This is a genomic window from Streptomyces sp. MMG1121, from assembly GCF_001280015.1.
GTDB lineage: Bacteria > Actinomycetota > Actinomycetes > Streptomycetales > Streptomycetaceae > Streptomyces.
In genome coordinates, this window is the sequence record NZ_LGDV01000202.1 from 1 (window position 1) to 14,418 (window position 14,418).

Sequence of the window (14,418 nt, forward strand, 5' to 3'; positions counted from 1 at the left end):
CGGGCCACAAGCGCACCCACCTCGGCGGACAGGGCGGGCTCGAGGCGCTCGTGCACCGACAGGGAGTCGTCACCGAGGGCCCGCGCGGCGGCCAGGACGGCCGGGCGACGCGCCTTGGGGACCCCGTCGGCGGCACGCTCGTACAGCCGGGCGCCCTCCTCCAGGACCAGCTCGGTGTCGATGCCGGCCGGGATCTTGATGCGTGCGTGGCGGTGCCAGGTGGCCAGCGGATCGGACCAGGCCTCCACGGTGTACGTCCAGCGGCCGGGCGCGCCCGCGGTGACCGTGGCGCCCCAGCGGTCGGTGCCCGGGGCGAGTTCCCGCATCGGCGTCCACGGGCCTCGGCGGCCCTTCGGGCCACGCAGGACCACGTTCGCCGCGACGGCGTCGTGTCCCTCCCGGAAGACGGTGGCCGACACCTCGAACGACTCACCGGTCACCGCCTTGGCCGGCCTGCGCCCGTGCTGGACCACGGGGCGCACGTCGAGGACGGGGATTCGGCCGAAAGTGGTGGCCGGCCGAGGTGACGAACGCTTCCCGGCCTCGCCGGGCTTTACGGATTTCTTGCCCGTTGCCTTCTTGCCTGCTTCCGGGGTCCTGCTGTTTGTCGGGGGTGCTGACGAGTGGTGCGTGGCGGGCATGACCGCTCCTGTCCGCGTCAACGTGGGTGTGGGCGGATGGATGTGGGGAGGTGGGTCCTGCGAGGTGCTGGGGTGCGCCTGTGGAGTGTGTACCGCAGGAGCCTTCCCACCGTGTTCGGGTGGGCAATCCGGCACTTTGTTAACTACTCACGCGTATGTCCACCCACAAGACCGGTTGCCTTTCCGGATGCCCCGTGGCCGCCGTTCCATGCCCCGACACCCCGCCGGGACACGTCCCCACCGACCCCCCGGTAACCACTACCGTCGACAGTGACGACGAGACGTACAGCGCCGTACGTCTCACCCCGTAACGCGTCCGAGGTGGAATGTGAAGGCGATCCGTCGGTTCACCGTCCGTCCCGTTCTCCCCGAACCCCTCCGGCCGCTGAGCGACCTGGCGCGCAATCTGCGCTGGTCCTGGCATGCGGAAACGCGCGATCTGTTCCAGTCCGTCGACCCCGAGCGGTGGGCCGCCGCCGAGGGGGACCCGGTACGGCTGCTGGGCAGTGTGCGGCCGGCGCGGCTGGCCCAGCTGGCGGGGGACCGGCGGTTCCTGCGCCGGCTGACCGCCGTGGCCGACGACCTCGACGACTATCTGACCGGGGAGCGCTGGTACCAGGCACAGGCGGACGGGCTGCCCGCCGCCGTCGCCTACTTCTCCCCGGAGTTCGGCATCACGGCCGCGCTGCCCCAGTACTCCGGCGGCCTCGGCATCCTCGCCGGCGACCACCTCAAGGCCGCCAGCGACCTGGGCGTACCCCTGATCGGTGTCGGTCTCCTCTACCGGCACGGATACTTCCGGCAGACCCTGTCCCGCGACGGCTGGCAGCAGGAGCACTACCCGGTGCTCGACCCCAACGAGCTGCCCCTCACCCGGCTGAAGGAGCCCGACGGCACCCCCGCGCAGGTCTCGCTCGCCCTGCCCGGCGGCAAGGCGCTGCTCGCGCGGATCTGGCTGGCCCAGGTGGGCCGGGTGCCGCTGCTGCTGCTCGACTCGGACGTGGAGGAGAACGACCTCGGCGAGCGCGGGGTGACCGACCGGCTCTACGGCGGCGGCGGGGAGCACCGGCTGCTCCAGGAGATGCTGCTCGGAATAGGGGGTGTGCGGGCGGTGCGGACGTACTGCCGGCTCACCGGGCAACCGGAGCCGGAGGTGTTCCACACCAACGAGGGGCACGCGGGCTTCCTCGGCCTGGAGCGGATCGCCGAACTGTCCGCGGGCGGACTGGACTTCGACTCGGCACTGGAGTCCGTACGCGGCGGCACGGTCTTCACCACCCACACCCCCGTCCCGGCCGGCATCGACCGTTTCGACCGGGAGCTGGTCGGCCGCCACTTCGGGCCCGATGCCGAACTGCCCGGCATCGACGTCCAGCGGATCCTCGCCCTCGGCATGGAGACCTACCCGGGCGGTGAGGCCAACCTGTTCAACATGGCCGTGATGGGGCTCAGGCTGGCCCAGCGGGCCAACGGGGTGTCACTGCTGCACGGACAGGTCAGCCGGGAGATGTTCGCGGGGCTGTGGCCGGGATTCGACGCCGAGGAGGTGCCGATCACCTCCGTCACCAACGGGGTGCACGCGCCGACCTGGATGGCGCCCGAGGTGCTGCGGCTCGGGGCCCGGGAGGTCGGGGCCCAGCGGGCCGAGGACGCGCTGACCGTCGGCGGCTCCGAACGCTGGGACTCGGTCGCGGAGATCCCGGACGAGGAGGTCTGGGAGCTGCGCCGCACCCTGCGCGAACAGCTGGTGCTGGAGGTACGGGACCGGCTGCGCGCCTCCTGGCGTCAACGGGGGGCCGGAAACGCCGAGTTGGGCTGGATCGAGGGGGTGCTCGACCCGGACGTACTGACGATCGGCTTCGCCCGCCGGGTCCCGTCGTACAAACGCCTGACCCTGATGCTGCGCGACCGCGACCGTCTGATGGAGCTGCTCCTGCATCCCGAGCGCCCGGTGCAGATCGTCGTCGCGGGCAAGGCGCATCCGGCGGACGACGGCGGCAAGCGGCTCGTCCAGGAACTGGTCCGCTTCGCCGACGACCCGAGGGTCCGCCACCGGATCGTCTTCCTCCCCGACTACGGCATGGCGATGGCGCAGAAGCTCTACCCGGGCTGTGACATCTGGCTGAACAATCCGCTCAGGCCCCTGGAGGCCTGCGGCACGAGCGGAATGAAGGCGGCCCTCAACGGCTGTCTGAACCTCTCCGTCCTGGACGGCTGGTGGGACGAGTGGTTCCAGCCGGACTTCGGCTGGGCCATCCCGACGGCGGACGGCGCGGGCACGGACCCGGACCGGCGCGACGACATCGAGGCGGCGGCGTTGTACGACCTCCTCGAACAGCGGATCACCCCCCGCTTCTACGAACGCGGACGCGCCGGACTGCCCGACCGCTGGATCCAGATGGTCCGCCAGACCCTCACCCTGCTGGGCCCGAAGGTGCTGGCCGGGCGCATGGTCCGGGAGTACGTCGACCGGCTCTACGCCCCCGCCGCGCAGGCGCACCGCGCACTGACCCCGGACACCGCGCGCGTACTGGCCGAGTGGAAGACGCGGGTGCGGGCGGCCTGGCCCGGGGTGAGCGTCGACCACGTCGAGACGACCGCGACGACGGCCACGGCGGAACTGGGCACGACCGTGAGCCTGCGGGTGCGGGTCGCTCTGGGCGAGCTGAGTCCGGACGACGTGGAGGTCCAGGCGGTGTCGGGGCGGGTGGACGCGGAGGACCACATCACGGACGCGACGGTCGTTCCACTGAAGCCGACGGGAGCCCCGGACCTGGAGGGCCGGCTGCTGTACGAGGGCCCGCTCTCCCTGGACCGCACGGGCCCCTACGGCTACACGGTCCGCATCCTCCCGGCGCACCGGTTGCTCGCCTCGACCGCGGAGATGGGGCTGGTGGCGGTGCCGGTGGGGGATGTGGGGGAGGGGGTGGGGGTGTTGTTGCGGTAGGGGCCCTTTGTGGGGCGGCGGGGACCGGACGACTGCGCCTGCTGCTGTCTCTACGGCAGCAGCGGGCGCAGTCCCGAGCAGTCGTTCCCACCGGCCGGGTCCGGGGTGTACGGCCAGTAGACGGTCGCCAGCAGCACCAGCGCGAGCGGGACGGCCGGCACGGCGGACACCGCCGCGATTGCAGTTCCGGTACGAGTCGGAGCTGACGGCGAGGTGCGCGACGAGCAGAGCGGCGGTGACGGCCGTCAGCAGCGGGACGAGCGGCGCGCGTCGCGGCTGGGATGTGTGGGTGGGAGCGGTCGTGATCAACAAGCTAGGCCGGGGGAAATTGGCACCACACGAACTTGCCCCGATTTCCGAACCGGGTCGAGGGCTGCCAGCCCCAGTACTCCGCGCATGCGCTGACCAGGCCTAGCCCTCGCCCCTCCTCCGCCTCACCCACCCCGTCCATCGGCTGTGGCGGTTCCGGTGGCTCCGGGTCCGTGTCCCAGGCTCCGATCCAGACCATCCCCTCCGCCGACCGGCGAACTCTGAGGGCGGCGGGGCCCTTCGTATGGCGTACTGCGTTGGAGACCAACTCCGCGGCGAGGAGTTCGGCGGTGTCAACGAGCCCGATCAGCCCGTGCATGGTCAGGATCAGGCGCAGAGTGCGGCGGCAGATGGTGACGGCTCTGAGGTCATTGGGGATGCAGAGGGTGTAGTCCCAGGACTCGGATTCGGGCATGCGACAACTCCGTTCGGTAACCGGGGATTTCACGCATGGTGGCCTTGCCGCGGCCGTCGTGGCAGGGCGGAGCGGTGCACTTCCATTGCGTGTGCGTTACGTCACCGACGGTAGGGCGCAATGTTGGCCCCATGCAAGTGGCTGCCGTAATCTTGCCCTCGAACGAGGTGCTGTCCCAGGGCAGTTGTGCTCAAGGAGGAAGCCATGCCGCGCAGGCAACGGGCCACTGCACGTCAGGAGCGTCTGGGGATTGAGCTGCGCAAGCTCCGTGAGGCTTCAGGCCTCAGGGGGCGTGAGGCCGCGGCACTGCTCGGGACCGACGCCGCACGGGTGAGTCAGATCGAGAGCGGGCTGGCGGGCGTGAGTGAGGCGCGCGTGCGGCAGCTTGCGGCTCACTACTCCTGCACGGACGATGAGTTGATCACCGCGCTGGTAGCCATGGCGGCCGACCGGACGCGCGGCTGGTGGGAGGAGTATCTGGGCCTGCTGCCGACTTCGTTCCTGGATCTGGCCGAGTTGGAGTATCACGCTACGTACCGACTCGATGTGGAGTTCTTGCACGTGCCGGGTCTCTTCCAGACGGAGGACTACGCCCGGGCCATCTTCTCGTACCGCGTTCCCGAACTGCCCCCGGACGACCTGGAGCTGCGCGTTCGGCACCGGTTGCAGCGCAGGGTGATCATTGAGGGGTCCCCGCTCACCCCGTATGAGGCTGTGATCCACGAAGCTGCACTGCGCATCATGGTCGGCAGCCGCGGCACGGCGCGGGCTCAGCTCACCCGCATCCTCGAACTGGCCGAAGCCGACCACATCACCGTACGTGTCATCCCCTTCGATCTGGAGGGCTTCGCCGGAGCCACGAACGCGATGATGTACGTGGGTGGTGCCGTACCCAAGCTGGACACAGCCGTCCGTGACGCGCCCCAGGGCGCGGGCTTCATCGATTCCGAGGCCCAACTCGGCGCCTTTCGTACGCTCTTCCGTAAAGTGGAGGCTGTGTCACTCGCCCCTGAGCGGTCGCGTGACTTCATCCACAGGCTGGCGAAGGAGCTGTGAGGCGCGCCGTGACCACCCTCGACAACTGGCAGAAGTCGTCCTACTCGGGCAGTGGTGACGGCAACAACTGCATCGAGATCGCCCACCGGGGCAATTGCATAGCTGTCCGCGACTCCAAGGCCCCGGCCTGGGTAACTCTCACCTTCCCTGTCGGCGCCTTTGCCCCTTTCGTCTCGGCCCTGAAGACCTCCTCCATGCGCTGAGTGGCTGCGTGTGAACCTCGCCGGCAAGACTCTCGGTCACAACTCCGACTACACAGACCCGGGTGCCCCGAGTCCCACCCAGTCATCTTCGAGGCATAAATGCCATGCTTGGGGCGGGAAATTCGGTACCGTCTAGAGGTCGATTGGGCGGTAGGCAAGTGCCTGGTTCACTACTTCTTCCGCTGTCAATGGAGGGTCGGAGAAGTAGATCAGGTCCGAAACTCGCGGATGGAGAACACTCGCCCTCAGCTCTTCCAGGAGGCGATCCTCCTCTTCTTCCGGCAGTCTGGCATCGATGAGCTGCTGAACGATATGAACGAGTTCCTCGCGCTCCTTCTGCGGCATGACTTTCGATCCTCCAGTTCGAAGCTACTGTCACTTTCCGAAATGATAACTGCCATCCAGTATCTCTTTATGGTAGCGCGGTGTGACAACAATGATGTTATCTAGGTCGTAAACCCCTCCGCCACGCTGGATGGGCTGAACATGGTGAAGCTCGTATCTTCCCCTGCCGCCTGTCCACTGTCCTGTTACCGTAAACGGCGCCTTACCTTCCGACATGGCGGTTTGGCCTGACGGGGAGAACTGCCTGGCCAATTCTGGATTCTTCGAAACCTCTTCCCAGAAAGCTGAACGGAATTCGTTGAAGTTATTGAACTGCCTTCCTTTCAGTGATCTAGCTACCTGTCCGGGAATTCTTCCCACGTTTCCTTCGGACCCCTTCAGCCATGCACCGTCGACATCTCGCAGTGAGTGTCCTCCAGTCGCGGATCCTGGAGATTTTCTAAGCTCTTCGGCGCTCTTCCGGGCCCCAAAGCATGGTGTCAGACCCAGCGGGTCGATCCACGCATGGGGATTGTCCACGTACGCAGAAGGATTGGGTGCGGGGGTCAGGCCCATGGGGTCCGGGGTGACGTACCGCGCGGCTTCGGGGTCGTAATGGCGGAAGTAGTTGTAGTGGAGGCTGGTTTCCGGGTCGTAGTACTGGCCTGGGAAGCGTAGAGGTGTGTAGGTCGTGCTGTTTACTGTCCACGCCGTGGTTCCCCACAGGGTGCTTCGGGTACGCCAGGCGATGTCGCCCTGTTCGTCGATGAGTTCGTTCGGGGTGCCGACGAGGTCGGTGACGATGGCGAAGAAGCGGGAGTCGATGTCCTGCTGCGGGGCGTCGGCCTCCGTGATGCGCTCCGTCTGGGCGAGGGGGCGTAGTCCCTGGTGGTCCCAGGTGAGGGTGACCGGGTTGGGGAGGCCGGAGGAAGTTGTTGTCTGTTCGCAGAGCGTGGTGCCGTCCCAAGTGAAATCCACCCTTTCCAGCACCGTTTCAGCGTTATCCGCCAGGCGGAGTTTGGCCGTGCGGCGGCCCAGCGGGTCGTAGGTGTAGCGCCAGCGGGTGCCGTCCGGGGTGGTCACCGAGGTGAGGTGGTCCTCGGCGTCCCACTCGTAGCGCCAGGTATCAGGCTTCCTCGACAGGCGGGTCTTCTGGCGGAGGGTGATGCGGCCGAGCGCGTCGTGTTCGTAGCGGACGTTGCCCGCTCGGGTGATGCGGGTGCCCGCATAGGTACGCGAGCCCGTTGCCTCGGCACCAGGATGCGTCGCCGGCCAGTCGGCCTGTGTCTGGTTGCCCGCCTCGTCGTAGGCGTACCGCTCCGTCCAGCCGGCCGCGTGGACCGCCGTCACCCGGCCCGTCGCGTCCAGGTCGAAGCGGCGGGTGCCGGACAGGTGGTCCTCGATGCCGATCACGTTGCCGTCGGCCCGGTACGAGTACGCCCGGTGCTGGACCCTTCGGCCCTCGGCGCCGGTCACCGACTGGGTCGTCAGGCGCCCCAGTGGGTCGAAGGTGTGCTCCAGCAGCACCGACTCACCGACCTGCCGGGTCAGTTCACGGCCCGCCTCGTCGTACGTGAAGTCGATGGGCCGGCCCGATGCCACCATGCCCGTACGGCGGCCTGCCGCGTCGTACGACCAGGTCGAGACGGCGCCTGTCGGTGTGGTGCGGCCCGTGCGGCGGCCCAGCGCGTCGTAGGTGTACTTCAGCGTACGGCCGTCGACCGTCTCCGAGTGCAGGCGGCCGTGGCGGTCGCGCAGCAGTGTCAGTGCGGTGCCGTCGGGGCCGACCGCTTGGGCCAGTTGGTCCGTGAAGTCGTAGGCGTACGTCGTGACCTGTCCCGCCGCGTTCTTGCGGAGCACCTGGCCCAGTTCGTTCCGCTCGAAGGACACGACCTGGCCGAGTGTGTTCCGCCGCGACACCAGGCGTCCTGCCGCGTCATACGCGTACGTCAGCGTTCGGTCGTCGAAGTCCGTCTCCGACTTGAGGCGTCCTGCCGGGTCGTACTCGTACTCCCATGTCAGGCCCTGTGGGTTCGTGACCCTCGTCAGGCGCAGTTCCGTGTCGTGGGCGAATTCGTAGCGGACGCCGTCCGGGCCCGTACGGGCGGTCAGCAGGTCGAAGTCGGTGTACTCGAAACGGGAGATGCCGCCGAGGGCGTCGGTGTGGCTCGTGCAGTTGCCCTCGCCGTCGTATGTCCACGACTCGGTCGTACCGTCGGGAGACGTCAGACGGGTCAAGTGGCCTTCGATCGTCCACGCCAGCAGTGTCGTGGCGCCGGTCGCGTCCGTGATCGCGGTGGGGTGGCCCAAAGCGTCCCGTTGGTATCGGGTCACCGCCCCCAGCGGGCCCGCCACCTCTGTCGGCAGGCCCGCGCGGTCACAGACCACTGTCGTCGTGGTTCCCAGTGGATCGGTCACGGACGCCAGGTGGCCGGCCTCGTTGTACGTGAACCGGGTCGTCTGGCCCGCCGGATCCATCACCGACGTGCGGTTGCCCCGTTCGTCGTACGTCTGGCGGATCACCGTGCCGTCCGGGTTCACCACCTTCACCGGCAGACCCAGGGCGTTGTACTCCGCCCTCGACTCGCGGCCGTCCGGGCGGATGACGCGGGTGGGATTGCCCGCCTCGTCGTACTCGCACGCCGTCGTGTGCCCCAGGGGGTCCGTCGCGGAGAGAAGGCGGTTGTAGCGGTCGCGGACGTATCGTGTGGTCGCGCCCACGGCGTCCGTCTCGGCGGTCACCTGGCAGCGGCTGTTGATCAGGTAACGGGTGGTGTGGCCTTGTGAGTCGGTGACGGTCGTGGTGTGTTCGCCGGTGGCGGGGTCCGTCGGCCCGTAGGCGAAGGCTGAACGCAGGTGGCCGGCGGCGCCGGACTGACGGATGCAGCGGTCCCGGTCGTCGTAGGCGTAGGTGAAGTGGCGGTCGTTGGTGTCCGTCCAGGATGTGATGCGGCCTTGGTCGTCGTAGCTGAAGGCGGTGGGACGGCCAGAGGAGTTGAAGACCTCGGTGAGGTGCCCGTCGGTGTAGCCGTAGCGGATCAGCTCCTGGTCGGCGCCGTCGGCTGCCGCGCCCGACAGGTGCAATGCGGTGATTCGGCTGTCGGCGGTCGACAACAGCAGACGGTAGCCGCCGCTGTGCGAGAGGGCACAAGGCGTGCCCTCGGTGTCGTACTCGAAGGTGATCCAGTTGCCGTTGCGGTCATCTACTTGTTCCAGTACTGCCAGCTCTGCGTCCCGGTCCGCGAAGTGCCGTACTTGGCCGGATTCCGGGTCTGCCAGGGTGTAGCCGTCGTCCACCCGGTCCAGCGGCCAGCGCGGACCGTGGGTGGGCAGAGTCGGCACGCCCGGGGCCGGGTGTGGGTAGGCGAGCGTCAGGCCGTCCTCGCCGACGAAGACGACGCCCTCTTGGTCGATCTCCAGGCGTTGGTCGAGGGTGGAGGACCAGGTCGGACCGAACCAGCCACCGTGCCGATACGACGACTCGAACTGGCGCTTGACGGTCAAGGGCAGCAGGCCCGGAAGAGAGACGTCGGTCTGCGACAGCACCATCCGGCCGGTCGCGACGTCGACGGGATCCTTCTCACAGACCTTCTCGGGCGGCCGGCGTGAGACGTCCTGCGCGCCGTGCTCCACAGCGTCCCGTGCGGTCTTGCGCAGCCCCTGCTCAGCGAACCCCTCCGCCGCGTCCCGCGCCAGCCCGAGTTCCATTCCGGCGCCGTCGCCGACGGGGAGCTGGGAGATGACGCGGCCTTCGAACTCGGCGGGGTCCTTGCGGAACTGGGTCCACATGTCCTTCAGGGCCCGGTCGGGGTGCATGTCCGCGGAGACGAGACCGGACAGCGTCATGCTGAGGCCCTGGAGGTACTCGGCCGGATGCGTGACGTTGTACGGGTCGGTGGGGTCCAGGCTGCGGACGAAGCCGACCAGGCCGGCCGCACCCTTGACCAGGCCGCCGCCGAAGTGGACGGCTTCGGTGGTGTCGGCCAGCAGGAGGTCGCCGAAGTCGTTCTTCAGGCGTTGCAGTGGCGGGGGCTCGGCGGGTGCGTGGGCGAGGGCCGCCTTGACCTTGCCCTGGGCTTCGGCGGCGGCGGTGTTGCGCTGCTTGCGGGCCGCGGCGAGTTTGTGGACCGCCGCGGTGATGTCGGCCTTGCCGGGGTCGTGGAACGGGCCGGGCCTGGGGCCCGGGTCCTGACCGGCTTTCACCTTGGCGTTGTAGGCGTCGGCTTTCTTGTTGTAGGCGTCGGTGCCGTCCTTGGACGCCTTCACGCCCTTGCCGTAGAGGGCGATGGCCTCCTTGGCCTGGCCCTGGGCCCACTGGACGGTGCCGGCGTACGACTCCAGGGCGGTCTGCGCCGCGTGGCAGGCCTCGGCCGCCTGTGCCCACTTGGCGGGGTGGACGCCGAACTTCTTGCGGAAGGCGTCGCCGCCCTCGCCCTGCCAGCCGGAGGAGTCGACCTTCCTCAGCCCCTGGCCGACCTTGTCGAAGGCGTCGTGGAAGTCCCGCAGGTGCTTGGCGCTCTCGCGGATGCTGTGGGGGTCGCCGTGGAGGAGGTCCTTGGCCTCGTCGCTCTGGCCGAGTTGTTTCTCGCCCGGGGTGGCGCCCAGGTCGGAGGCGAGTCCGTCGCCCCAGTCCTCGACCGCGTTCGCCCAGTCGTGCAGTCCGACGTGGTCCAGGCCCCTGCCGACCTCGTCGGTGACGTAGTCGACGCCCTCGCCGACCTTCTTCTTGCCTTGGTCGTAGAGATGTTCGGCACCGCCCACGACCGCGTTGGTGATCTTGCCCCACCCCATCAGCTCCCACCGCCCTGCGGCCCGCCGTCCTGGGCACGAGCTTGCGGAGAGACAGGGAAGACTGTGTCGACGTACGTCTTCCAGTCGGCGTCCGAGACACCGGCGGGCCGGATGCCCAGGTTCTTGGCGGCCGGGGAGTTCATGAAGTCGTGCCCGTTGGCCATCCAGGCCTGCCTGCTGTTGTCCCACGCCTTGTCGAAGGACTTCTCGCTGTAGTCGGGGTGGGTGTAGGAGTCCACGGTGCTGTCGGCCCACTGGCCCCAGCTCATCTTCTCCACGTCCTCCTCGGAGGCGTGCGGGTTGCCCACCAGCGAGTTCGCACCGACCCTCAACGCGCCGCCGACGTACTGGTCGGTCTCGTAGTAGGTGCCGGCCGCAAGCCCCGTGTCGTGAGCGAAGTCGTTGCCCTCGATGACCAGCGCCCGCACGCCCCACTCCCAGCGGTCGCAGAACGACTGGAACTCGCCGGTCAGCCCCTCGTGCCCCAACTCCAGCCCGGACAGGGCGATCTCGTTGAACCCACGCCCGGCGCCGGCTTCGCCGATCATGCCGATGTCCTTCAACTCCGCCAGGGCATCGGTCAGGCCCTTGGCGATCAACGCCAGACCTTCCGTTTTCAGGTCCTTGCCGCGAGCGTCGGTCACCGCACGTCCCCCGTCGCTGTCGCCCGTGTCCCGACGTCCACCGCCACCGCGTCCGGCACGATCCCGCGCACCGGCGGGAACAGCGCGCCCTCACCCTCGGTGCCCACATCCAGCGCCACCCCGCACGGCACCCCCACCGCCGGCACTGCGACGTCCAGCAGTCGCGCCCCGAGCCACCGCTGGTAGGCCCACTCCCGTTCGCTCCCGCCGCGTGCGAGCGCGAAGTGGGCCAGGGCGTGTTCGTGGGAGAAGGCGTAGATCCAGCGGACCCCGCCGACATCGCCCGTCAGCGGTGCCGCGTCCGCATCCGTCGGCACGAGCACCGCGCTACGCCGGAACAGGCCCAGCAGCACGGCGAACTCACGATGCCTGCGCTCAGCCTCGTCGAGGCAGGGGGCAACCGGAGCCGGCTCGAACCCCTGATGGTCGTCTCTGGCCACGTCCACGTAGTCGTAAAGCCGTGACCTGCGTATATGCCCTGCCGATTCGGAGGCGCCCCCATGCTCAGACATGCTTCGGATCATCACACCGCACCCTCGGCGAGGACAAAGCGATACGCGCTCCGTTGAACAGATTGGCGGGATTCCCACCCCGCCGCACACGAGCCGCGCTCGTCAGCTCACTCCTCCGACAACCCCGCGCACAGCCTCTTCAGCACCGCCCCGCACCGCCGGGCGTACGCGTGCTGCAAGCCCCGGGCCGCCGGGCCGCCCGCCTTCGCGTACCACTTGGCGCCCTTGCTGAAGGCGGCCACCGTCAGCCAGACCGTGCCGTCGCCCGTGCGGTCGACCAGGAAGGCCTCCTCGCCGCATTCGGGGTGGCCTTCGAGGGTGCCGTAGGCCCAGCCGGTGCGGCGGGGTTCGTCGGTGGTCCAGATGATGCGGCAGGGGGCCTTCAGCAGGCCGGCCAGGGTGACCGTGACGTCCACGCCGGGGGCGGCGCGGTCGGCCGTGGCGTCGATGCCGACGCCCATCGCGCGGTGCATCTCCCAGGTCAGGACCGCATCGGCGGCCCGGTGGAAGAGTTTTTGGCCCTCGCCGAGGCGGGTGCGTACGAAGAGGGGGTGGAAGCCGGGCGGGCAGTACGTCAGGTCGTCGCGGGTCGCGCCGACGGGCTCGTAGGTGAAGGGCGCCGAGGACATGGGTCACAAGGGTAGGGCGGTACCCGGGATGCCTTCCGCCCGGGTACCGCCCGTTGTCGAAGCCCTTGCGGTCAGCTGACGTTGACCGCCGACCAGGCCGCGGCGACCGCGTTGTACTCGGTGCTGCCGGAGCCGTACAGGTCCTTGGCCGCGCTGAGGGTGCCGGTGCGGGCGGACTTGTAGTTGGTCGTCGACGTGAAGTACGTCGTCAGCGCCTTGTACCAGATCTGCAGCGCCTTGTCCCGGCCGATGCCGGTGACCTTGGAGCCGTTGGACGTCGGCGAGTCGTAGCTCACGCCGTTGATCGTCTTCGCGCCGCTGCCCTCCGAGAGGAGGTAGAAGAAGTGGTTCGCGACGCCGGACGAGTAGTGGACGTCCAGGTTGCCGACGGAGGAGGACCAGTTGTCCGCCGAGCTGCCGTCCTTGCTGGGCTTGTCCATGTAGCGCAGCGGGGTGCCGTCGCCGTTGATGTTGATCTTCTCGCCGATGAGGTAGTCACCCTTGTCGGACGAGTTGTTGGCGAAGAACTCCACGCCGGTGCCCATGATGTCGCTGGTGGCCTCGTTCAGGCCGCCGGACTCACCGCTGTAGTCGAGGCCCGCGGTGTTGGCGGTGACGCCGTGGCTCATCTCGTGGCCGGCCACGTCCAGCGAGGTCAGCGGGTCCTTGTTGCCCTCGCCGTCGCCGTAGGTCATGCAGAAGCAGCTGTCGTCCCAGAAGGCGTTGACGTAGCTGCTGCCGTAGTGGACGCGGGAGTAGGCGCCGACACCGTCGTTCTTGATGCCGCTGCGGCCGAAGGTGGTCTTGTAGAAGTCCCAGGTCTCCTGGGCGCCGTAGGCGGCGTCGGCGGCGGCCGTCTGGTCGCTGGACGAGGTGGAGGCGGTGCCGGTGCCGAAGGTGTTGGTCGAGTTGGAGACCAGGGTGCCCTTGCCGGACGTCTTGCGGGCCAGGTTGTAGGTCTTGTGACCGCCACGCGTGGCGTCGGTCAGGTTGTACGACGAGCCCGACTGGGTGGTGCTGAGGCTGACGGTGCCCGAGTACAGCGTCTTGCCGGTGCCGGTCGCGTTCTCGATGCCCTGGTAGGAGAAGAGCTTCTTGCCGGTCGCGGCGTCGGTGATGACGTGCAGCTGGTTCGGGGTGCCGTCGTCCTGGAGGCCGCCGACGATCGTCTCGTAGGCGAGGACGGGCTTGCCGGAGCCGGCCCAGATCACCTTGCGCGCGCCGTCCGAGGTGGACTTGGCGGAGCCGAGGGTCTTGGCGGCGGACACCGCCTGCTTCTCGGCCTTGGCGGCGGTGATCTGCGGCGTGAGCGAGGCCACCTTGATGGTCGCGTCGGTCGCCTTGGTGACGCCCTCGGTCCTGCCCGACCCGGCGGTGTGGACGACCAGGTCGCCGCCGAGCACCGGCAGGCCCGCGTAGGTGCGCTCGTAGCGGGTGTGGACGGTGCCGTCGACGTCCTTGACGACGTCCTTGACTATCAGCTTCTCCTTGGCGCCGAGGCCTATGTGCTGCGCGGTGGAGGCCGCGTCGGCCTGGGCCTGCTGGATCAGGGAGATGTGGGCGGCGGCGGAGAGCGCGGCCGGGGCGGCGGCGAGGGGCTTGGGGGCCTGCGCCGAGGCGGTGGTGGTCAGACCGGTGGAAAGCAGGGCTCCGGCGGCGACAGCGGTGGCGATGGCCAGAGTGGTGCGCTTGTGACGCGCGTAGAGGGGGCTCACTCAAAGCTCCTTCATATGGGGAGTCCGGGCGGCGTGGGGTTACCGGCCCGGCTGTGTGGGGTTGTGAAGTTGCTGTGCTGCTGCGGCGGGTGGAGAGAGAGTGACATCAAGGGCGCGTACATGTCATGACCCTGAAGTGATGTTGGCTGAAAATCGACAGAAGGAGAAACATTGCGGGGGTGTGAACCCGGGCCGCCCGAGGATGTCGGACCCTCGGACGGCCCTGTGGTGC

Annotated in this window: 11 protein-coding genes; 3 read left to right on the top strand and 8 right to left on the bottom strand. The window is 68.6% G+C overall.

Annotated elements, in window-relative coordinates; genetic code table 11:
* Positions 1-641, bottom strand: a 641-nt coding sequence (locus ADK64_RS26790; RefSeq protein WP_159046337.1) for a maltotransferase domain-containing protein, incomplete at its 3' end; no start/stop codon positions are given.
* A 328-nt stretch (positions 642-969) separates the two neighbouring features.
* Between ADK64_RS26790 and glgP the strand changes: the two genes are divergently transcribed.
* Positions 970-3,588 (top strand): alpha-glucan family phosphorylase, encoded by a 2,619-nt coding sequence (glgP, locus tag ADK64_RS26795; RefSeq protein WP_053662850.1) that lies wholly within the window; start codon positions 970-972, stop codon positions 3,586-3,588.
* Positions 3,589-3,901: 313 nt separating this feature from the next.
* On the opposite strand, the gene ADK64_RS26800 is transcribed toward glgP, so the two are convergent.
* Positions 3,902-4,312: an ATP-binding protein gene (locus ADK64_RS26800; RefSeq protein WP_053662853.1), complete on the bottom strand. Its 411-nt coding sequence runs from the start codon at positions 4,310-4,312 to the stop codon at positions 3,902-3,904.
* Between the two features lie 204 nt (positions 4,313-4,516).
* On the opposite strand from ADK64_RS26800, the gene ADK64_RS26805 reads away from it, so the two are divergent.
* Positions 4,517-5,368, top strand: a complete 852-nt coding sequence (locus ADK64_RS26805) for a helix-turn-helix domain-containing protein (RefSeq protein ID WP_053662854.1) — start codon at positions 4,517-4,519, stop codon at positions 5,366-5,368.
* A gap of 8 nt (positions 5,369-5,376) precedes the next feature.
* A complete protein-coding gene (locus ADK64_RS26810; RefSeq protein WP_053663040.1) occupies positions 5,377-5,571 on the top strand; it encodes a DUF397 domain-containing protein in 195 nt (64 codons plus the stop codon).
* Between the two features lie 132 nt (positions 5,572-5,703).
* Here ADK64_RS26810 and ADK64_RS26815 read toward each other — a convergent pair whose 3' ends face one another.
* From ADK64_RS26815 to ADK64_RS26840, 6 genes are all read right to left on the bottom strand, one after another.
* Positions 5,704-5,916, bottom strand: a complete 213-nt coding sequence (locus ADK64_RS26815; RefSeq protein WP_053662856.1) for a bacteriocin immunity protein — start codon at positions 5,914-5,916, stop codon at positions 5,704-5,706.
* Between the two features lie 30 nt (positions 5,917-5,946).
* Entirely contained in the window at positions 5,947-10,686 is a 4,740-nt protein-coding gene (locus tag ADK64_RS26820) for a putative T7SS-secreted protein (RefSeq protein WP_078992849.1), read from the bottom strand.
* Positions 10,686-11,330 (bottom strand): hypothetical protein, encoded by a 645-nt coding sequence (locus ADK64_RS26825; protein ID WP_053662858.1) that lies wholly within the window; start codon positions 11,328-11,330, stop codon positions 10,686-10,688. Before ADK64_RS26825 ends, ADK64_RS26820 begins: the two co-directional genes overlap by 1 nt.
* Positions 11,327-11,854 carry a hypothetical protein gene (locus ADK64_RS26830; RefSeq protein ID WP_053663042.1) on the bottom strand — a complete coding sequence of 176 codons (528 nt, stop codon included), beginning with the start codon at positions 11,852-11,854 and terminating at the stop codon, positions 11,327-11,329. The genes ADK64_RS26825 and ADK64_RS26830 overlap by 4 nt, the downstream gene beginning before the upstream one ends.
* A 95-nt stretch (positions 11,855-11,949) precedes the next feature.
* Entirely contained in the window at positions 11,950-12,471 is a 522-nt protein-coding gene (locus tag ADK64_RS26835) for a DUF1990 domain-containing protein (RefSeq protein WP_053662860.1), read from the bottom strand.
* Positions 12,472-12,542: 71 nt separating this feature from the next.
* Complete coding sequence (locus ADK64_RS26840) at positions 12,543-14,186, bottom strand: M4 family metallopeptidase (RefSeq protein WP_053662862.1); 1,644 nt, start codon at positions 14,184-14,186, stop codon at positions 12,543-12,545.
* Between the last annotated feature and the right edge of the window lie 232 nt (positions 14,187-14,418).